The organism is Lacinutrix chionoecetis (assembly GCF_053604665.1).
In genome coordinates, this window is the sequence record NZ_JBSHNQ010000084.1 from 271,343 (window position 1) to 292,476 (window position 21,134).

At 31.3% G+C, this 21,134-nt stretch carries 16 protein-coding genes; 5 read left to right on the forward strand and 11 right to left on the reverse strand.

Features of this window, described 5'->3' with window-relative positions; genetic code table 11:
* Positions 1 to 72: 72 nt before the first annotated feature.
* From ade to ACVC43_RS11135, 3 genes are all read right to left on the reverse strand, one after another.
* Positions 73 to 1,707, reverse strand: a complete 1,635-nt coding sequence (ade, locus tag ACVC43_RS11125) for an adenine deaminase (protein WP_452224597.1) — start codon at positions 1,705 to 1,707, stop codon at positions 73 to 75.
* 54 nt (positions 1,708 to 1,761) lie between these two features.
* Positions 1,762 to 3,078 (reverse strand): tRNA lysidine(34) synthetase TilS, encoded by a 1,317-nt coding sequence (gene tilS / locus ACVC43_RS11130; RefSeq protein WP_452224598.1) that lies wholly within the window; start codon positions 3,076 to 3,078, stop codon positions 1,762 to 1,764.
* Between the two features lie 68 nt (positions 3,079 to 3,146).
* Positions 3,147 to 4,439 (reverse strand): anthranilate synthase component I family protein, encoded by a 1,293-nt coding sequence (locus ACVC43_RS11135; RefSeq protein ID WP_452224599.1) that lies wholly within the window; start codon positions 4,437 to 4,439, stop codon positions 3,147 to 3,149.
* Between the two features lie 142 nt (positions 4,440 to 4,581).
* Between ACVC43_RS11135 and ACVC43_RS11140 the strand changes: the two genes are divergently transcribed.
* Positions 4,582 to 5,937, forward strand: coding sequence for a DEAD/DEAH box helicase (locus tag ACVC43_RS11140; protein WP_452224600.1), 1,356 nt, complete (start codon positions 4,582 to 4,584; stop codon positions 5,935 to 5,937).
* 115 nt (positions 5,938 to 6,052) lie between these two features.
* Positions 6,053 to 6,643, forward strand: a complete 591-nt coding sequence (locus ACVC43_RS11145; protein ID WP_452224601.1) for a hypothetical protein — start codon at positions 6,053 to 6,055, stop codon at positions 6,641 to 6,643.
* A 118-nt stretch (positions 6,644 to 6,761) separates the two neighbouring features.
* Here ACVC43_RS11145 and lpdA read toward each other — a convergent pair whose 3' ends face one another.
* From lpdA to ACVC43_RS11170, 5 genes are all read right to left on the reverse strand, one after another.
* Entirely contained in the window at positions 6,762 to 8,159 is a 1,398-nt protein-coding gene (gene lpdA / locus ACVC43_RS11150; protein WP_452224602.1) for a dihydrolipoyl dehydrogenase, read from the reverse strand.
* 268 nt (positions 8,160 to 8,427) lie between these two features.
* The gene (locus tag ACVC43_RS11155; RefSeq protein WP_452224603.1) at positions 8,428 to 9,198 is read right to left on the reverse strand and encodes a LuxR C-terminal-related transcriptional regulator; all 771 of its coding nucleotides are present in this window, start codon (positions 9,196 to 9,198) and stop codon (positions 8,428 to 8,430) included.
* Positions 9,199 to 9,369: 171 nt separating this feature from the next.
* A complete protein-coding gene (locus ACVC43_RS11160) occupies positions 9,370 to 10,824 on the reverse strand; it encodes a tetratricopeptide repeat protein (protein ID WP_452224604.1) in 1,455 nt (484 codons plus the stop codon).
* Positions 10,821 to 13,019 carry a DUF5916 domain-containing protein gene (locus ACVC43_RS11165; protein ID WP_452224605.1) on the reverse strand — a complete coding sequence of 733 codons (2,199 nt, stop codon included), beginning with the start codon at positions 13,017 to 13,019 and terminating at the stop codon, positions 10,821 to 10,823. Before ACVC43_RS11165 ends, ACVC43_RS11160 begins: the two co-directional genes overlap by 4 nt.
* Before the next feature lie 75 nt (positions 13,020 to 13,094).
* Entirely contained in the window at positions 13,095 to 13,604 is a 510-nt protein-coding gene (locus tag ACVC43_RS11170) for a hypothetical protein (protein ID WP_452224606.1), read from the reverse strand.
* Between the two features lie 243 nt (positions 13,605 to 13,847).
* Here ACVC43_RS11170 and ACVC43_RS11175 point away from each other — a divergent pair, with 243 nt between their 5' ends.
* Positions 13,848 to 14,882 (forward strand): sensor histidine kinase, encoded by a 1,035-nt coding sequence (locus ACVC43_RS11175; RefSeq protein WP_452224607.1) that lies wholly within the window; start codon positions 13,848 to 13,850, stop codon positions 14,880 to 14,882.
* Complete coding sequence (locus ACVC43_RS11180; RefSeq protein ID WP_452224608.1) at positions 14,879 to 15,562, forward strand: LytR/AlgR family response regulator transcription factor; 684 nt, start codon at positions 14,879 to 14,881, stop codon at positions 15,560 to 15,562. Before ACVC43_RS11175 ends, ACVC43_RS11180 begins: the two co-directional genes overlap by 4 nt.
* A 1-nt stretch (position 15,563) precedes the next feature.
* Here the strand turns inward: ACVC43_RS11180 and ACVC43_RS11185 are convergent, their stop codons facing one another.
* Together ACVC43_RS11185 and ACVC43_RS11190 are read right to left on the reverse strand one after the other, a co-directional pair.
* Complete coding sequence (locus ACVC43_RS11185) at positions 15,564 to 17,372, reverse strand: FG-GAP-like repeat-containing protein (RefSeq protein WP_452224609.1); 1,809 nt, start codon at positions 17,370 to 17,372, stop codon at positions 15,564 to 15,566.
* 695 nt (positions 17,373 to 18,067) lie between these two features.
* Positions 18,068 to 18,526 (reverse strand): Lrp/AsnC family transcriptional regulator, encoded by a 459-nt coding sequence (locus ACVC43_RS11190; RefSeq protein ID WP_452224610.1) that lies wholly within the window; start codon positions 18,524 to 18,526, stop codon positions 18,068 to 18,070.
* Positions 18,527 to 18,706: 180 nt separating this feature from the next.
* Between ACVC43_RS11190 and ACVC43_RS11195 the strand changes: the two genes are divergently transcribed.
* Complete coding sequence (locus ACVC43_RS11195; RefSeq protein ID WP_452224611.1) at positions 18,707 to 19,921, forward strand: aminotransferase class I/II-fold pyridoxal phosphate-dependent enzyme; 1,215 nt, start codon at positions 18,707 to 18,709, stop codon at positions 19,919 to 19,921.
* Positions 19,922 to 20,045: 124 nt separating this feature from the next.
* Here ACVC43_RS11195 and ACVC43_RS11200 read toward each other — a convergent pair whose 3' ends face one another.
* A complete protein-coding gene (locus ACVC43_RS11200) occupies positions 20,046 to 21,068 on the reverse strand; it encodes a metal-dependent hydrolase (protein ID WP_452224612.1) in 1,023 nt (340 codons plus the stop codon).
* Between the last annotated feature and the right edge of the window lie 66 nt (positions 21,069 to 21,134).

The following is a 21,134-nucleotide window of genomic DNA, read 5'->3' on the forward strand; positions in this document are numbered from 1 at the left end:
TCTTTTTGTTATGCCGTATTTTTATCTTCACTCGTCACAGACGAGCGTAAGTGAGATGGAAAAAGAATAAGATTATTCAAGCTCCACACTTACAAACTCGAAATCTTTACCACTAAACAACCCTTTATCGCTCAATTTTAACGCAGGAATCACCAACAATGCCATAAAAGATAAAGACATATAAGGCGCGTTAAGTTTGCTTCCCATTTGTTTTGCCATTTTATCAAGTTCGGCGTACTGTTTACCAATTGTTTCTCCGTTTTTATCGCTCATTATTCCAGCAACTGGTAAAGGAACTACTTTTATGAGATCCTGACTTTCGTCAGGACTAAAGGCGCAAATACCACCTTTAGCTTCAATAATAGCATTTACAGCTTTACAAATTGAGGCATCATCTACGCCAACGGCAATAATATTATGAGAATCGTGGCCAACAGAACTGGCAATAGCACCTTCCTTTAAACCAAAGTTTTTTATAAAAGCAATAGCAGGTTTTGCATTGTTATATCTGTTAACCACAGTCATCTTTAGTACATCAGTGTCTGTATTCGAAATCAGATTTCCGTCTTCAATAAGGCTGTCTGCAATAATTTCATTAGTCACTAATTCGCCATCCTTACATTCTATAACACGGATTTTTTTAGCAGAAGATTCAAACTTAAAATCTGAAACTTCCTTTTTATCGCAGTTGAAATTATTAAGATTTTGAAAAGCCACATCGTTAATATTTACTTTCCCAAAGTCGTAAACCAACTCACCATTTATATAAGTTTGAAGCGTTTTAAAATCTTTTAAATCTTCTACAATTATACAATCGGCAGTATCACCAATTTGAAGCATTCCAACATCAAGATTATAGTGATGAATAGGGTTTAAACACGCCACTTGCAACACTTTAAACACATCTATGCCTTTACTAACAGCACGAGCGCATAACTGATTAATATGCCCTAACAATAAATCGTCTGGATGCTTATCGTCGCTACAAAACATCATATATTCAAAATGGTCTGGCAATAAATCGATTAAAGCTTTAAAGTTTTTAGCTGCGCTACCTTCGCGAATAATGACCTTCATCCCTTTTTGGAGCTTTTCCAGTCCTTCCTTGTAAGTAAAACATTCGTGATCTGTAGAAATTCCTGCAGCGATATATTTAGTAATGTCATCGCCTCGTAATCCTGGTGCGTGACCATCAACAGGTTTGTTATTGTGTTTTGCCCAAGCTATTTTTTTAAGCACTTCGTCGTCGTCGAAAAGCACGCCTGGATAATTCATCATTTCGGCAAGGTATTTAATATCTGGGTTTGCCATTAGGGTTTTTATGTCTTCAGCATCTATAATGGCTCCAGCAGATTCAAAACTGGTGGCAGGCACACAACTTGGCGCTCCAAAATTGAATTTAAATGGTGTTTGTTTTCCGTTTTCAATCATAAATTCTACACCTTTTACACCGAGTACATTTGCGATTTCGTGTGGATCGCTAACAGTTGCAACAGTGCCATGTCTTACTGCCAATTTCGCAAACTCATTTGGCACCAACATTGAGCTTTCTATATGGATGTGTGCATCTATAAATCCTGGTAAAATGTAATGATTTACATTATGCTCTTTTTCAATAATAGACGCTATTTTACCAGCTTCAATAGTAATTTCGCCTTTAAAAATGCGCTGGTTTTTAATATCGACAATGTTGCCTTGTAGTTTCATAGTTTTCTTCTTGATGTGTGCTGAATTTTACTGCAGTAAAAAAATTGTTTCAAACTACTCCTTTAAGGTTATTTTTAAAATAGTTTTTGTTTTATCTGAAACTTTAAAACGCTGGTCTGCACGATAATTTATTACCCAAACCACTTGGTTATTGGAGCATAATAATAGACATTTCTCTTTATCTAATAACGAAAATTTTTCGTCTTTAAAATATTTGCTTAGTTTCTTTTTTCCGTTTAAACCTAAAGGATAAAAATAATCGCCTTCCTCCCACTGTCTTACTGTAAGCGGATAATCTAATGTCTCTGCATCAACAAAAATTTCATTTTTTAAAGCTTTTGAAACTGTTTCTACTTCATCAAAAAACAGTATTCCGTTTGGAATGGCTTTGTCTTTATCTTCAGCAGAAATAAAAATCGTTTCAATTTGTTCTTCAACACGTATTGGTGCTAAAATTAAATGTACCCTGTCTTTAATTAGTCTATGCGTTTCAGAAAAAACTTGCTTTCCGCTTTGTGCGTTTAACAACTCGTTTATATCGTTAAACGCACTAAATCCAAAGGGTTTAAAAATTTCTACGAGATAAGGCTTAGGATTTTTCAGTTTTACAAATGCTGAAATATCGTAGGTTATTTCAGCTTCATCTACATTAATTATGGCACGTTTTAAAAGAGCATTTATACTGTCTTCAACTATTGCTGCAGTGTCATTTAAATGCAGTAATGTATTTTCAAAATTTTGAAGTAATTGTGGGTTAGTTTCTTTTAATTTAGGAATAACCTCGTGTCGCAATTTATTCCGCAAATATTTAGTAGAAGCATTACTGCTGTCTTCTCGCCATTTTATTTTTTTATTTTTAGTATAAGCTGCTATGGTTTCTCTCGAAAACTTTAGCAATGGTCTTACAATATTTCCATTAATTGATGGAATGCCAGTTAGGCCATCTAATCCTGTGCCTCGTGTTAAATTAATAAGGAAAGTCTCCAAATTATCGTCTGCATGATGCGCTGTTAAAATGTAATTGAAGCCTAATTGCGAAGCCAGTTCCATAAACCAGTTGTATCGCAATTCGCGAGCTGCCATTTGTATGGAAAGTTTATGTTCTTGGGCATAAACTATAGTGTCGAAATGCTGAATAAAAACTTCAACTTCCAGCTGTTCTGCCAAGTCTAAAACAAAGGCTTCGTCTGCATCACTTTCGGTATCTCGCAAATTAAAATTGCAATGTGCAAGCGAGATGTTAAGATTTGCTGCTTTACACAAATGCGTTAATGCCACACTGTCTAAGCCTCCAGAAATGGCGATTAAAATTTTACTATTTTTAAAAAAATTAAAATTGGTGTTTATATGTGAATTAAAGCTTTCTTGCACGTTGTAAATGTACGTTTTTTATGTGTTTATTTATTTTAAAATAATTACTGATAATTGACAACTGGCAACTACCCTTCCAACACCTCACGCATTGCTTTAGCTTTAATTAAACATTCTTCGTATTCGTTTAATGGGTCGCTCTTGGCCGTTATTGCGCCACCTACGGAATATGAAACATATTTTTTTGCATCATTATACAAAATGCTTCTAATTACCACATTAAAATCGAAGTCGCCTTCTGGTGTAAAATAGCCAATGCTTCCTGAATATAAACCACGCTTCGTTTCCTCTAAATCTTCAATAATTTTCATGGCTGAGATTTTTGGCGCTCCAGTCATGCTTCCCATTGGGAAAGTACTTTTAATAATATCGACAGGATTTGTGCTGCTTTCAACTTGAGAAACCACTGTAGATATCATTTGATGTACTTGATTAAAGCTATACACTTTACAAAGTTCTTCTACTTCCACACTGCCTTTTGTTGCTGTTTGAGACAGGTCGTTACGTACCAAATCGACAATCATAATGTTTTCGCTACGCTCTTTTTCGTCGCTTACCAATTCATTTTTTAAAATGGCATCCATTATATAATCTTCATCTCGTTTTGCGGTACCTTTTATTGGCTGTGAGATGACTTTTGTCCCTGTTTTTTTTATGTAACGCTCTGGAGATGCAGACAATAAGTACTTATCGCTTATTTTTAAAAAGGTTGCAAATGGTGCTTTTGAAATGGTGTTGAGTTTATTATACGTTTCTAAAGGTTGAATGGTGGTATTTTCAGCAAAGAATTCCTGACAAAAATTAGCTTCATATATGTCGCCTCTGCCAATATGAGCCAGCATTTTTGTTACCTTTTCAAAATACTCGTCTTTATGTATTTTTAACTTAATTTTTATTGGGTTGTTAGACTGTTCTGTTGTTGGATTAACAGACTGTTTAATGTCTATTAAATCGATTTCTATTTCATCGTCAACAGCCTTTAAATAAAGGGTTTTAACTTCTTTTCCCTTTATTAAAAAGAGTTTTTTAGGTTGAAAAAAATATAAATCTGGAAACTGCAAACTATCGTCATTATTAGACTTTAGAGCTTCGGTATCGTTTTTTAAATCGTAAGTTAAATACCCAAAAACCCAATCGTTTGTGGAATTGTAATATTCTTTTAATTTATCGAACGCATTAAAATAATCGGTCTGTATAGCTGTAAAGGCATCGACAGCTAAAATAGCATCATAGCTGGAATAATTTTGAAGATAGTTATTAGAGTCTAACCATACCACATCGTCAAATTGCTGGGCCCAAGCAAGTATATTTTGCTTAAAGGCTTCAACGTTTTCTATAGTGTGTTTTTGGTGTGTTCTCAATTGGATAGGATTGATTACAAAGTACCGAAAATTTAATGTTATTAAAAACTATCTGTTGTAATTTGAATAGATTTTTATTTAGAAAAAATATACAAAACAAAAATGATTAGCGAATTCAATAATATCAAAGTAACTTTGCAGCATGACTTTTAGAGATTTAAACTTAAATACACCATTATATAATGCGCTTGACGATTTGGGCTTTACAACGCCTACTCCTATCCAAGCCGAAGCCTTTAGCGTTGTTGCCAGCGGTAGAGATATGGTTGGGATTGCGCAAACTGGTACTGGTAAAACCTTTGCTTATATGTTACCTGTATTAAGAAATCTGCCGTTTTCTAAACAAGATAATCCGCGCGTTTTGGTTTTGGTACCTACTCGTGAACTTGTGGTACAGGTTGTTGAAGAAATTGAAAAGTTAACCAAATACATAAATACACGTGTTTTAGGTGTTTATGGTGGCACCAATATTAACACCCAAAAACAGGCTATTGCACAAGGTATTGACATTCTGGTTGCTACTCCTGGTCGTATGTACGATTTAGCATTGAGCCACGTATTGCAATTAAAATCGATTCAAAAATTAATTATTGACGAAGTCGATGTCATGCTGGATTTAGGCTTTAGACACCAACTCATTAATATTTTCGATTTATTACCAGAACGTCGTCAGAATATTATGTTTTCGGCCACCATGACGAAAGATGTGGACGAATTGATTGTCGATTTCTTTAAATCGCCTGAAAAAGTCTCGATAGCAACCTCTGGAACACCACTTGAAAATATCGAGCAAACACGTTATAAAGTTCCTAATTTTTATACCAAATTAAATTTACTAAAGCATTTACTTAAAGATGAAGAAACCTACAATAAGGTTCTTATTTTCGTCGCCTACAAGAAAATGGCAGACCGCCTTTTTGAAGCTTTAGATGAAGAGTACAACGAGGAACTCTGCGTTATTCACTCTAACAAAACTCAAAATTACAGATTGCGAAGTATTGAGCAATTTCGCGAGGGTGTTAACAGAATTTTAGTCGCTACAGATGTTATGGCTCGTGGTTTGGATATTGAAAATGTCTCGCACGTTATTAATTTTGACACGCCAGAATATCCTGAAAATTACATGCACAGAATTGGTAGAACAGGCCGAGCAGAGCGAGAAGGTCATGCTTTAGTTTTTACAACTGAGGATGAGCAACAAGCCATAGAAGATATTGAGACATTAATGCAAATGACCATTGATGTTGAAACGCTTCCTAAGGAAGTGGAAGTTTCTACCGAACTTATAGAAGAAGAGCGTCCTCAAATTAAAGAACATAACAACCCAAACAAGCGTAGAAAAGATGAAGATGTTCCAGGTCCTGCTTTTCATGAAAAATCTGAAAAAAATTCGAAAGAGAATTTAGGTGGTTCTTACAAATTTAAAATCGCGGCAAAATATAAGAAGCCAAAAACAAGAGGTGATAAAAATTATAACAAACGTAATAAGAAGAAGTAGGAAAAAACGCTTCCGTTTATCGACAATTTTATTCTGTAAATCTCTAAAATAGATACGTTTATCTAAAAAAATACGTTTTGTATTATATATTCAATTCATTTTTTTAGATTTAAGTATGCAAACAGTTCACAATCTGCTAAATAATAATAGTTTTTCTCAGGAAGACTTTAACTTTACTTCGGTTTTAGTAAATAACAATTGGGTGCTTGTAAACGACATTAAAGAGCGTAAAACTATTTATCATTTTCACGAAGATAATGTACTCTCTATTAAAAAAAACGATACTATTTCTAAAGCAAAATGGCACTATGTAAACCCTAATTACATACGTATAACAGGTGAAAACGATATTAATGTAATTAAAATTAATTTTAGAGACCAGGATATTTTAACTTTAGATATTGATAGAAAATCTAACGAATTAGCTGTGTTTATTAATGAAAGTAAGAGCGAGATACCTTTAAATACTTATGATGCCATCACTCAATATTTACACAACAAATACATTAATAAAGCAAAAAATATTATCCACAATCACAAGTATTATTATATTGAGAAATCTGTAGAATATGGCCCTTTTACTGCAAAGGAACTAATGGATAAGGCTAAAAAAGATATTATAAGCCAGTATTGTTTTATTCGTGAAACGAACGATGACAATTATAGTAAACGCTTAAGAATTGTTGACTTAATTAAAGCGATTTAAGATTTTCTATAACTTTCTTAAAAATTTTATTTGATTTAAAAAAAAACGAGCCCTATTAGGCTCGCTTTTTATATACGCAATACTCAAGCAAATTTTGAGCTATGTTTATATTCTATTTTTATATATGCAATGCACGATCATCTACCGCTAAAGCTGCTTCTTTTATAGCCTCTGCAAATGTAGGATGTGCGTGAGACATGCGTGAAATATCTTCTGCGCTTGCTCTAAACTCCATCGCTACAACCGCTTCTGCAATTAAATCGGCACAGCGAGCACCAATCATGTGTACACCTAAAATTTCATCGGTTTTTTCATCGGCTAATATTTTTACAAATCCGTCTATATCCATACTTGCTCTACTTCTCCCTAAAGCACGCATTGGAAAAGATCCTGCTTTATACGCTACTCCAGCTTCTTTTAACTCTTCTTCTGTTTTACCAACTGCAGCAACTTCTGGCCATGTGTAAACAACTCCTGGAATCAAATTATAATCGATATGTGGTTTTTGCCCAGCAATAATTTCGGCAACCATAGTTCCTTCTTCTGATGCTTTATGCGCTAACATAGCACCTTTTACAACATCGCCAATAGCATAAATATTTTTTACATTGGTTTGTAGTTGTTCGTTTGTTTCTATGCGTCCTCTATCGTCTAATTTTACACCAGCAGCTTCAGCATTTAAACCATCGGTATAAGGACGACGTCCTACAGAGACTAAACAATAATCGCCTCTAAACTCTACTTCTTCTCCTTTTTTATTATCTGCTTTTACAACCACTTCGTCGCCTTCGCGTTCCACAGATTTTACTTTGTGAGAGACATTCATTTTAAACTTGGCCTTTTTAAATACTTTGTTTAATTCTTTAGAAAGTGAAGCATCCATAGTTGGTATAATGCGATCCATATATTCCACAACCGTTACCTCAGCTCCTAAACGACGATAAACCTGACCCAATTCTAAACCAATAACACCTCCACCAATAACAATCATGTGTTTTGGTATTTCTTTAAGTTTTAAAGCTTCGGTAGACGTGATAATTCTTTCTTTATCTAATTTAATAAAAGGTAAACTTGATGGCTTAGAACCTGTAGCAATAATGGTGTTTTTTGCTTCAATTTCGCCTTTATCTTTTCCTGTGATAGTAATGTGTGTAGCATCTTTAAAACTACCAACACCTTCGTAAACATCGATTTTGTTTTTTTTCATTAAAAAATCAATGCCATCAGTTGTAGTGTCTACAACAGATTGCTTACGCGCTATCATTTGTTTTAAATTCACTTTAATATCTCCTGGAATATCGATACCATGTTCTTTAAAATGATTAACGGCTTCATCGTAATGATGAGAAGAGTCTAAAAGTGCTTTACTTGGAATACAACCTACATTAAGGCAAGTACCACCAAGTGTAGCGTATTTTTCTATTAACGCCGTTTTCATTCCTAGTTGCGCACAACGTATTGCTGCTACATATCCTCCAGGTCCAGAGCCAATTACGGCTACATCGTATTTACTCATAGTTTATATTTAAGATGAGATTTCCTTAATATGGAAATATTGAATTAAAAATTTTAACAAAAATACAATTTTGAATGACTAATTACGAATGACTATGGGTGAATTTTTTTTACTTGCAACACAAGTTGTAAAATATGAAGTGAAAGATATAAAAACAGCCTATTCACTGAGTTTAAACATAGAATAGGCTTGTTTAATACCTTAAAGATTAATAGCGATGTAAATATGCGCTTATTATATGTGCTTTGCAATACTCAATTTGAGTAAATTAAAGCAAACTTCTATCCATTTTTAGCATGCCAACTAATTCTCCAGTAGAAGATATTTTTAGTTTTTTTAGTATATTTCTTCGATGAGTGTCTACGGTATGCGGACTAATATTTAAACAATCTGATATTTCCTTACTCGATTTATTAAGGACTAACAACCGTATTACATCGCGCTCTCTATTACTAATACCAATTTTTAATAATTTCTGTGAAAAGGTGTTATAGTAAATGGTTTCGTATTCATTTTTACTATTTAATAACTTTGCAGTTGCAGAAACTGGCATTTTAATATTCGCATCTAAAACCGTGTAATGCGCTAAGCCTATAATTGGTTTCATATCATTATCAAAAGCCAACGGCGTTGTGTTTTGAATGATATTTACGTAGTCGTTGTTTGCATTTTTAAACCTATAATTCCATGTGTAATTAGCAGTATCTCTTTGCTTCTCATCAACTTCTGCTAATGTAAATTCCATTAAACTATTAAGTGCAGATAGCCATACTTCTATGTCTTCTGGGTGAATTCTGCTCCAAAAATACCGCATCCCTTTCGTTTCTAAATCCTTGGGATTTAAACCTAAACAAGCATTGAAATTTTTACTTACATATTCGAAAGTTAAATCTTGCGTATTTGTAATACAGAAAAAAGTGGAACTGTATGGCAAATATTCGTCTAGCTCTACCAGTTTTTTGATGTGTGTTTCTAAAGACGGTTTGCCGTAGGATTCAAAAATAGATTTGTAGGTTTCTTTAATGTCGTAGTGTTTCATAGAATAAAAATAGCGACCAACAAAATACTAATTTTACTACAATTTAAAAAATTGCTTTATTAATAAAATATATAACACCTTTGAAATTTAAATTTTATTTAAGTAGGAAAGAAAGTTATTAATGTGTTACAGGACAACAATAAGTGATAATTAATTGTGGTATTAAATTCTCTACAATTGTATTGCTAAAGCTTTTTTTCTAACGAGAGCTAAATCTATATTATTTCTTTCATTTAATTGAGCTATTTTTTTAATTAAATACTTGGCTTCTTTTACTTTACCAATATCAATATAGGCTATTGCCAACCAATATTGATTGTATGGATTGCTAAGGTCTGTGTCCTTAAAAAGCTCTATAGCATTAGAGGCATTCCCTAATGCTTTATGTATTTTTCCACGGATGTTTTTAGATGCATCTGTAATATGCATTTTTTCGTAGTTATCTAAAAAATTAATTGCTTGATTGTATTTACCATCTACGTATGCTGCATAAGCTAAATAGTAATTTTCTAAGTCTAAGACCCTTTTTTTTGTTGCTTCGTTCTTAAAATTTTTCTGTACGTAACTATTCCAATTATAATATTCCTCTAATCCTGCTGCAGACTGATTATTTTCGAAAAATAATCTTGTTTTCCTTAAAAAAGCATAATAAATATGAAATAATGGCTCTCGTTCATTCTTACCATATAAGCTTTCTATTTTTTGGTTTTCTAATGCATTTATGGCTTCTTTATAGTTACCTTGATCGATAAAAGAAACAACCAATGCTCGCCATTTGTGGCGATATTCGTAATCACTAAGAATAGATTCATCAATTTTTTCTAAGAATTTTCTTCCTTGTTCATGTTTGTTTAAAAAATTTAAATTAGCAGTAATTCCCATAATAGCCCAAGGAAATTTGTAATCAATTTTTAATACTTTTTCATAGTTTTCTATAGACTCTTGAAAATCACCACTACGCATAAAAATCTCTGCATAAGTATCTAACGGATTTACATTATCTGGTAAAAGTTGCACGTATTTTTTAGCAATATACTTGGCCTCCACAAAATTAGCATTTGCCATATAAGCATAAGCCAATTCATTATATGGTAAAGTATAATTGGGGTTTATTTCTATCGCTTTTTTATAATGCTTAATTGCTAATTCTGGATTGTTTCCTCCATGATGTAAGTTTACATATCCAAAAAAATAATTAGCAACTTCATCTTCTGGATATAAAGATACCAGTTCTTTAAAATAATTGTATTCTTTAGATCCATCATAGCCTTCCATGTAAAAATCCACCCTTGCTTTTATAAGTAGTTTTTCCCCAATAGAAATGGCATCTATATTTTGCAAGGCATCTTTAAGTTTTTTCTTTCTATAATTATAATTATCTCTAATCATTCCTAATCTTAAATGCCCTAAAGCAAATGTGCTGTCTAACAAAATTGCTTTTTTATACGCTAATTCTGCTTCGTCTATTTTTAAAGTATTTTCTAACTCCCAGCCTTGCTTATAACTTTTAATTGCTTCTTCCGATTTTGATGTAATTGGAATTTTTTGACTGTAAGCAGTGGCATTACACAGTATAAGTAGTAAGACGATATTAAATAAGTGTTTTTTAAACAAAGCTTTTTTCATTTTAAAAATGTTTTAGAGAATTTAATTATGAAGACTTGATTATCTGTAAATGGTTTACGCGGAAGCAAGGCATTTCTATTCGTGTTTGCATTATGATTGTATACTATATATAAATCTGTTCCCTCTATTGGATTGTATCTAAATCGCAAGTTTAAGCCCATTTTATCTATTCGAGAATCGTATTGAAAGTAGGCGTTTAAAATAGATTTTGAGGATAAATTGAATTTCAACCTAGTAAAGTACCTATTCAAGTTTAACTCTGTTGTTGTATTTGTGGTATACATTGTCGGAAATTTTAAATGATTTGTGCTAACACCCAATTCGGCATTAAAAAAACTATTAAAATCGTAGGCAATATTTGTAGAAGTTGTTAGCTGAGTCCCTCCATAAAAGTCACCAAATTCAATCTCAAAAGAATATTGATACGGTTTTGCATTTCCTGAATCTATAGAAGGATTAAATTTCCACATTTTATAATTACCAATTGGTATTGTAACACCTTCTAATATATTCCAGGAAGAATATAAATTATCTTCTTGATAAATTGGTAATAGCGCAGATATTCTAAAACCTTTTTTAGTAATTGCTGTAGCATAAAAATTAGTTTGAAAGACCTCATCCTCTCCTGTCGATGAAATCCAGTACTTAGTAATATAATGACCAATAGAAAGAAATCTTAAAAATTTAGAATCTGTATAGGTTTTACGCCACCCATTATTTAAAGTACCTCTTTTAGTATTTGGCCTTGAAACAAAGCCAAGCTCCGGATTAAAACCTTTTTTATAGTCTCTATAATAATAATCTATACCAAAACCGTTAGGTTTAAATGTATTTACTGCAGCGCCATACATAGCTTTCCAATTCCCAGTTTCTTTATCGAATGTAGAGGCAATAGTAAAACGAGATCTAATTATGTCTGTAAACCTTACGTTAGCATCTATAGCCACTAAATGATTGTTAGATTCTGAATTGATTTTGTTAGTATTAATAACTCCAATATTTGAACCTTTAGTACCGATGGTTTTTCGAACTCTGGCAACACTCATATTATTACTTAAAGTTAAGTCTTCTACTTTATGAGTTTGCATATCTAACAATCCATACTGCCATTTTGAATTATTTCCAGTAAAACGTAACCCTCCAATAATAGGAACAGCTGTACCATTTTCTATACCAATGCTTCTGGAATTAAACAAACGATGATCGAATTGATTAGAATTAAAAAGATCTGCGTTTTCAAGAAAGAACAAACGTTTTTCTGGGAGAAATATAGGAAATCTTGAGATGTTAATTATTCTGTCGTCTGCTTCAACTTCTGCAAAATCCGTATTTAAAGTAAAGTCTATGGCATGATTTGCGTTAGGTCTATACTTAACATCTAATCCTATATTGCTTAAAACTTTATCTAAAGTTTCATTTTTAAAATATTTTTTTCTTTCAAAAATTGTAGTTTCATCATTATAGTTAGTTTCACTCTCATTAAGTAAATTCTGTCTAAGAATATTGCCTTTTACATATGGTGTTATATACATAGGTCTTGCCGATGCTAAATTTTTAAATCTTATTTCTTCCGAATTACTAAAATGATAGGGAGTTGAAACAACTTGTGCATTATTTAATGGTGAAATAATACGCTCATTTTTTTCTTTAAAATTTATTATAGCTTTAATACGCATTATATTTTTATCTGCTTTTTCATAACGTAATGAAGAGAAAGGGATGCGAATTTCTGTACTCCAACCTTTTGAATTTATTTTTGAGGTAGCTGTCCAAAATGTATTCCATGATGTATTAAATGCTTCTCCGTTTCTACTAACTTCAAAGTCTTGCCTTGCACCTAGCGGGTTTGTACGAAAAACAAGCGTGTTCAATTTATCATTATATGTATCTAAGTGAATTTCAATATAATCGTCTTTTAATTGTTCTATATCACGTTCTAAAGTGGTTGCGAAAAGTTGTGACGGATCTTTATAATTACACATACCAGAGATATATAAATAGGTGTCGTCGTACATAACTTTTATTAAGGTAAACTCTGTCGCTTCAGCACCAAGATTAGGTTCTAATTGCTTAAAATTTGAAAGTGTAAAGGCATTGTCCCAATCTTTTTCATCATTAATACCGTCAATATGTATAGTAGTGTTGATTCTATGGATATCTTGTATTTGAGATTGAGCATGAAATCCATATATCATAATAATTAAAAATTTAGTTTTCTTTATAAAATTTAGATATGTAATTTTCATTTTCTAAGGTCAAGCAATTATTGATTAGTATAGGCTTATTTTAGTTTCAGAAGCTCCTAAAAATTTTAAATAATCAACGACTTCTTTAGCTTCCTCTCCTCCACGTTGCGCATGATGTAATAGTGTATAACCGTGTGGTCCTTTTACATTTAAACTATTAGGGAAAAATTTTAACATTGGTTTAATTATATCCAGTCTTCCAAAAAGTGCTGCAGTAAACAAATTTGTTTGTGCTCCTTTATCTATTAGATATTGCGCTAATTCTTTGTAACCTACATGACTTGCTGCACCAAGAGCTGTTTCGAAATCACCTTCTTGCCAATCATGTGCTGCATTAAGCAACGTAGGATACTCTGCAAGTAATTCTTTAATAATTTCGATTTTACTATGTCCTGCTCCAACAAATTTTTCAACTAGCGATTTATCTAATTGCTTTATATTTTGTAACCCATTAGTGCAAAATGTTTGTTGTGGCAGGGTCATTATTACGCCAGTAGTTATTATACCTCTTTTTAGAAATTGTAGTCTGTTCATCTTACCTATAATTTACTTCTATTTCAAAAAAATTGTTATTTGAACTTTGAAGACAGGTAAAAATATTTATAAACAAGATTGTGAAGATTTATTTTATATAAACTATATAATAATGTTTGTGAATTCAATCTTTACTTATGCAAAGCGCTTTTACATAACCAAAAGAGGGTTATACATAAAAACACTTGTTTAAATTGAATCTTAGAGTAAAATCTAATAGTTTAGCGAGAATAACATCAATTAATGAAAAAAAAACATATTATATACCATTCACTTTTTTGGATTACTCTAATGCTAACTTTTGCCATCTCTGAGTGGAGTTATAGAAATACATTTGTAGATGCATTAACATTAGAATTGCTTTTTCTTCCAGCAAAATTAATAGTCGTTTATATAAATTGGTTTATATTATTTCCCTTGTATCTATCTAAAAATAAGCCCTATACTTATGCCTTATTGCTTGTTTTACTATTATTGGTAGTAGGGATTATTCAAAGAGCTTTTGTTTTGTACATTGGCTATCCCATTTTTTTTCCAGAATGGATGGAAGGTGAACATGTGCATATTTTAAAATTACCTAAAATTATACAGAATGTATTAATCATTATTATTCCAGTAGCTTTTACTACAGGGTGGATTTTATTTTCAGACCTCAAGAAAAAGCAGCAACTCGCTAAAGCTTTAGAGCAACAAAAAACAGATGCAGAATTAAATTATCTCAAATCTCAAATTAATCCTCATTTTTTGTTTAACACATTAAATACTATATATGGATTAGCATTAGACAACTCAAAGAAAGCTCCTGAGCTAATATTAAAATTATCAGATTTTTTAAGTTTTTCTTTATATGAAAGTAACCAGAAGCTAATTCCTATAGAGAAAGAAATAAATTTAATTCAAGATTTTATTGCTATCGAAAAATCAAGGTTTGCAGATAAAGTAAGTGTTTCTGTTAGTTTACCTAAAGTGGTGTCTCAAATACAAATTCCACCTCTAATATTGGTACCTTTTATTGAGAACGCATTTAAGCATAGCTTAAAAGATGAAACCGGAATAGCAAATATTATTATTACACTAAATGTTTTAGATAATTATATTCTCTTTACTGTTAAAAACTCAAAATCACACAGTATTAATAAAGTAGTGGATAATAATAGTGGGTTAGGCTTAGCGAATATTAAAAAGAGGCTTGATATTATATATGGACTTAAGTATAATTTAAATATTGAAGAAAGTAAATCTAATTTTTTAATTGAACTGAAAATTGACTTAAAATGATACAGCGTTGTATAATAATTGATGACGAGCAAACCGCCAGACAGATTATTAAAAAATATGTGAGTGATATCTCCTATTTAAATTTAATTGGAGAATTTAAAAACGCTATTGATGCTTTAGAATTTATTCAAAAAGAAACTGTAGATGTTATTTTCTTAGATATTGAAATGCCAAAATTAAGCGGTATTGCTTTAGCAAAAATTTTAAATAATCAAACAAAAGTAATTTTTACAACTGCACATAGAGAATTTGCTGTTGAAGGTTTTGAGCTTGACGCAGTTGACTATTTATTAAAACCTTTTTCTTTTAATCGTTTTCTAAAAGCTACACAACGAGTTATTAAAAACCCAATAACAACTATAACAAGTGTTACGAATACTTTTATATATGTAAAAGTTAATAAGCTAATGGTAAAAATTAATTATGCTGAATTACAATATATTGAAGGACTTAGCAATTATATAAAAATACATACTAGTAAAAGCTCATATGTTGTCTATGAAAAAATGAGTGATATAATAAACCAATTACCTGGTGACCAGTTTATGAGAATTCATAAATCTTATATTATTAATCTCAAAAAAGTAAATGCTTATACAAAAGAATATGTAGAAATTGCTAAAAAACATATTCCTGTAAGCTCCACCTACAGAAATATGTTTATGAATTCTATAAAATAATTTATTTAACAACTAGTTTCTTTGTAACAAAAAAGGTGTCGTCAAATTCTATTCTCAAAAAGTAGACTCCACTATTTAATTTATCTGGATCTACAATATATTTGCCCTCACTCTGCATAACAAATTGAGTTTTATTATTTATAATTTTACCTTGAATATTACTGATTTTTATGTTTTGAATCCTATTGGATAGCGCACTTTTTATATGCATATATCCTGAGTTTTCATATGGATTAGGATGAATTGAAATATTTCTATTTTGAAAGCTGTATTCTTCAACACTTAGTAAAGTAGGAATGCATGAACCTTCAGTCATTTTAATACTTCCAACAGGAAGATTTGCGCACATATCAAGAGCACCAGAAGGCCATTTTACAATTAACGAATCTATTATTGTAGCATCACCTAATCCAAAGTGTGCCATTTGCTCTTCTTGCATTCCAAAGCTTTCAACACCACCATTAATTCTTCGTGTCTGCCAATAGCTATCTCCATTAATAGTTGCTTTCAATTGTAATTCAGCTCCAATTCCCTTTTTATTTGATTGAACGCCCTCTAAATAGATTTTAGAAAAATTATTATTATGGCCAACATTATTTTCAAATATAATATTAGCAAGAGATGCACCATTAGGAAATGTTGTACAACAAGTAATAATAGTTAAATCCATATCTCCATCATTATCATAATCAATCCATCCACCGCCTTGTGGTGATATCACAGAATTGCTAATATCACCTGCAATACTAGAGCTTACTAAACTAAATTGTCCAGTACCATCATTATTGTATAAATATCCAATAGTCCCAGTCCCACTTTGTTCATTTTTATAAAAATCTAAATCACCATCATTATCATAATCTGCCCAAGAATTAATTGTAGTCCAGGCACTATTCTGTAACATTGGTTGACCTATAACCTCTGTAAATGTCATATCTCCATTATTTGCATAAAGTTGATCCTGTCCATTAAAAGTATTTAAAAAAAGATCTAAATCTAAATCGTTATCATAATCTACCCAATTACAACCAATATTATTTCCAGCATTATTTGTAATACCATCAACAACTGACTCTAAAAAGTTGTCAGGATTTCCAGTTTCTATAAACTGGCTTAAATAAAGTCTATTATTATTATTTTGAAAATTAGCAAAATAAACATCTAAATCACCATCAAAATCAAACCATGTATCCGTAACTATTGGCCAAGGCCTAGATTGAAAAAATGCTAAGCCAAATATTTGTGTAAAACTTCCACCATCATTTCTATAAAATAAATCTGAAGAGCCTCCAGCTCCAGTAGAATATAAATCTAAGTCACCATCTAAGTCATAATCAACCCATGTTCCAGAATCACTTTTATTTTCTTCACCTGTGTTTCCTACTAAAGTAGTTTGAGTTAATTCAAAATTAGTTTCACCAGAATTTTCATATAAAACATTATTAATTGGGCTACCACTACTGTTTTGAAAATTCAATTTATAAATATCAAAATCGCCATCATTATCATAATCTCCTGAAATTAATAAGGGACCTCCAGTATTTACCATATATAAATCCGAGGTACTTAAAGCAGAAAAAGTTTTATCTCTATTATTTAAATAGACTTGAGTATTATTTTCTGTTGCACTATCATAGCCAGAAGCAATGATATCTACAAAACCATCATTATTATAGTCTAACATACAAGCACCAGCTTGTTTCAAACCAATATTAGTATAATCACCAGCATTCGTATTAAAAGTAAACTGTTGGGCTTTGGCAAAAAAAGTGATTAACAAAAAAACCGTAAGTGTAATTTTTCTTTTCATATTTCAAATTTTTTAAGGTTCAAATATGAAATTATATTATATATACAATACAGTTAATTATATTATGTGAATTTCAATAAATTCTATGTGAATTTGTTCTTTTTAAGACATTATTTAAATAGTTATGAAGGAAAACCAAGCATTTCTCCCATTCCAACAGTAAAGAGCCAACAGCCATAAATAGCATGTTCTTATGTAACTATAAATGTTGATTTGTTTTTTTTGTATGCTAATACAAAAGTAATCCTCTTAAAAAGTTTGAGCCTAATTACTAAGTCTATTCAAAAAAACAAAATCACTAAGGCAAATAGAGTAGCGTTTATAAAAATGAACAGATTCTTTATTATGAAATAAACTCTCGTAGCACTTAAAATAAAATGTTCTATAATAAATTCTTGAGGATAAATCGTAAAAAAAACCATAGCTAAACATTATCATTAGGTATACTTATGATTTTTTTTAATACTACAGTAAAAAGTTGATTTTTTATATTAAAAAAAATAAATACGTAATTTGTGCAATACTAATACTCTCTATAATTTTCTGTTTTCAGAACGCTGTCCAATTTTAGTTTTTTCAGTTTTAAATTTATTTTGCGTCTCTCTTAATAAAATAAAAATCACAGGTACTAAAACAAAGCTTACAAAGAATTCTCATAGCTTATATTTAACTTATCACATCATTTTTTAAAAGTTCTATATAGTAACAGCGGTAGTGTGCTTTACTTCACTAATCATAAATGTACTATGCGTGCTTCCAATATGGTTTATATTTGTTAGTTTATTTACCATAAACTCTCTAAAAGCCTGCATATCTTTAACTATTACTTTTAATAAATAATCGTAATCACCGCTTATATGATAACACTCTAACACTTCTGTGAGTTTAGTAACTTCTTTTTCAAATTTAACAACATAATCGCGTGCATGCTTCTCTAATTTAATATGGCAGAAAGCAACAAATGTCTTATCGACATTTTCTTTTTTAATTAAAGCAACATACTTATCTATCACGCCATTATTCTCAAGCTTCTTAATACGCTCGTAAACCGCAGTAACAGAAAGATTTAACTTATTTGAAAGCTCTTTATTGGTTTGCTTACTATTGGCTTGAAGCAATTGAATAAGTTTAGTATCTATGGCATCGAAAGTCATTATTGAAAATTTTTCAGTTTGCCCAGCAAATTACGAACTTTTAATTTAATATAATCTATAATAATAACTAAATTCAGTTTAAACAACTAAATTTATAGCCGTCTATTGATTATATATCTATTTTAAGTGAATTTTACACTAAAATAATCAAATCAGTATTTAATAAATAAACATATTATTATGGCTTTTAAACCAGCAAATAGCATTCAGGACTTACAATATTTTGGTGAATTTGGAGGTGTAAACCCTTCTATTTCAGATTCTTCAACTTATACTTTTTTATCGGCAAAAACCATGTTTGACACTTTTGAAGGTAATGCAGATGGCTGCTATTTGTATTCTCGACACTCTACACCTTCAAATTTATATTTAGGTGAAGCATTAGCTGCCATGGAAGGCACCGAAACTGCTAATGTTTGTGCATCTGGTATGGGAGCTATTACGCCTGTTATTTTACAATTATGTAACGCAGGAGACCATGTGGTTTCAAGCCGAACAATCTATGGCGGAACCTATGCATTTTTAAAGAACTTTACTCCTCGTTTTAATATAGATACTTCTTTTGTTGATATTACAAAATTAGATGTTGTAGAAGCTGCCATAACACCTAAAACTAAGATTTTATACTGTGAGTCTGTAAGTAACCCGCTTTTAGAAGTTGCAGATATTGCTAGCTTAGCCAAATTAGCCAAAAAACACAACTTAAAATTAGTTGTTGATAATACATTCTCACCACTGTCTATTTCTCCTGCTAAATTAGGAGCAGATATTGTAATACATAGTCTTACAAAATTTATAAATGGCTCAAGCGATACGGTTGGCGGTGTTATTTGTGGTACCCAAGAGTTTATTAATGATTTGCGTAACGTAAACAATGGTGCCTGCATGCTTTTAGGCGCTACAATGGATAGCTTGCGTGCGGCCTCCATTTTAAAAAACTTAAGAACTTTGCACATAAGAATGCAACAACATAGCTATAATGCAACTTTTATTGCTGAAAAATTTCAGGATTTGGGATTAAAAACTGTATATCCAGGTTTGAAATCTCATCCATCGCACGACTTATTTTCTTCTATGATGAATGAAAAATATGGGTTTGGCGGTATGTTAACCATAGACGTTGGTTCGTTAGATAAGGCTAACACTTTAATGGAATTAATGCAAGAAAAAAACTTAGGATATTTAGCTGTGAGTTTAGGCTTTTATAAAACATTATTTAGTGCTCCTGGTAGCTCCACATCTTCAGAAATCCCTGAAGAAGAACAAGAAGCTATGGGATTAAGCGATGGTTTAATTCGTTTTTCTATTGGTCTGGATGCAGATATTGAACGTACCTTTAGTATGATGAAAGCTTGCATGGTCGAGGTTGGAGTTTTAAATGCAGAAATGGCTTAACTTATTAACTAAACGGATATAAAAACCTGAAAATTATTTTCAGGTTTTTTTTATTTAGGTCTTAATGACTTATTAATTATTTAAAACACGCATTTATGTTTTAAATATGCTATATGGCACCAACTTAAACTCCCTTTATTCGCTGTAAAAGTGAGGAAAACATTTCTGAAAAATTATCAGTTTTAGGCTCAAAAGGTTTCATATTTAATCTACTATCTTCTTCAAAAAGTAATAAACTAAAAACCGAGATGTAACCATCTTTTGTTTTTACCAACGGATAGCGCAAATCGTTATAAAGATATTGTGTACCTCCAGTTTTTTCAACATTAAAATACCCATTACTAAACCAAGATAAATCTTTTAAATCTTTATATTCATCAATAGTTATGGCTCGGTTTTTTGGGATTTCCTGCCATTCTGAAAAACGATTTGATGTGTCGAACAACGAGTAAGATGCTACTTTGTAAGACGTTTCCGTTTCTGCAATGCCATACCATAAAATATTATTTAAAATATAAGGTTGAGCGCTGTAGCGAGAATAAATAATCTGGTTTTCTTTTAAAGATTCTTTAAAAACAGAATTGATGTAAATTTTATTTCCAATTGTAAATAGCATATAAATGGTACTAATACCTATACCCAATTGTAACCAACGTTTTCTTTTCTCTGAAGTTCTACGATAAAACATTAAAACAATAATGCATATTAAAAATGGAAGTGTATAAGCAGGATCTGCTACAGCTATAGTATTAAATGCTACACGATAATTAGAGAATGGTGCGAATAATTGGGTGCCATAGGGAGTAAAACTATCTAAAATAGGATGTGTAAACAAGGCCCAAAAGAATAACAAAATCCAGTGTTTTAAACGTGTGGTTTCTTTTCTTTTTCCAGTATTGTATAATTTATAAAACAGCCAGCCAAATAGAAAAGCAGCTAAAACCGAAAACAAAATAGAATGCATGAAGCCACGATGAAACAGCATGGCATCTATTTTATTACCATATAAAAGATTACCAATAAACACGTCTAAATCTGGTATGGTACCACCAATTGCTCCAAATAACAACGCTTTATTTCCAATCTTTTTTCCTAAAACCGCTTCTCCACAAGCGGCGCCAAGTACTATTTGAGTAAGTGAATCCATATAATCTGCTAATGTACAGATAGCAATTGAATTTGCATAACACTTATGAAAATCGTAACATTACAA

Excerpts from the sequence above, each read along its gene's own strand:
- ade (WP_452224597.1), bottom strand. The coding sequence starts at position 1,707 with ATGAAACTACAAGGCAACATTGTCGATATTAAAAACCAGCGCATTTTT.
- ACVC43_RS11140 (WP_452224600.1), top strand. The coding sequence starts at position 4,582 with ATGACTTTTAGAGATTTAAACTTAAATACACCATTATATAATGCGCTT.
- ACVC43_RS11145 (WP_452224601.1), top strand. The coding sequence starts at position 6,053 with ATGCAAACAGTTCACAATCTGCTAAATAATAATAGTTTTTCTCAGGAA.
- lpdA (WP_452224602.1), bottom strand. The coding sequence starts at position 8,159 with ATGAGTAAATACGATGTAGCCGTAATTGGCTCTGGACCTGGAGGATAT.
- ACVC43_RS11155 (WP_452224603.1), bottom strand. The coding sequence starts at position 9,198 with ATGAAACACTACGACATTAAAGAAACCTACAAATCTATTTTTGAATCC.
- ACVC43_RS11160 (WP_452224604.1), bottom strand. The coding sequence starts at position 10,824 with ATGAAAAAAGCTTTGTTTAAAAAACACTTATTTAATATCGTCTTACTA.
- ACVC43_RS11165 (WP_452224605.1), bottom strand. The coding sequence starts at position 13,019 with ATGATATATGGATTTCATGCTCAATCTCAAATACAAGATATCCATAGA.
- ACVC43_RS11170 (WP_452224606.1), bottom strand. The coding sequence starts at position 13,604 with ATGAACAGACTACAATTTCTAAAAAGAGGTATAATAACTACTGGCGTA.
- ACVC43_RS11175 (WP_452224607.1), top strand. The coding sequence starts at position 13,848 with ATGAAAAAAAAACATATTATATACCATTCACTTTTTTGGATTACTCTA.
- ACVC43_RS11180 (WP_452224608.1), top strand. The coding sequence starts at position 14,879 with ATGATACAGCGTTGTATAATAATTGATGACGAGCAAACCGCCAGACAG.
- ACVC43_RS11185 (WP_452224609.1), bottom strand. The coding sequence starts at position 17,372 with ATGAAAAGAAAAATTACACTTACGGTTTTTTTGTTAATCACTTTTTTT.
- ACVC43_RS11190 (WP_452224610.1), bottom strand. The coding sequence starts at position 18,526 with ATGACTTTCGATGCCATAGATACTAAACTTATTCAATTGCTTCAAGCC.
- ACVC43_RS11195 (WP_452224611.1), top strand. The coding sequence starts at position 18,707 with ATGGCTTTTAAACCAGCAAATAGCATTCAGGACTTACAATATTTTGGT.
- ACVC43_RS11200 (WP_452224612.1), bottom strand. The coding sequence starts at position 21,068 with ATGGATTCACTTACTCAAATAGTACTTGGCGCCGCTTGTGGAGAAGCG.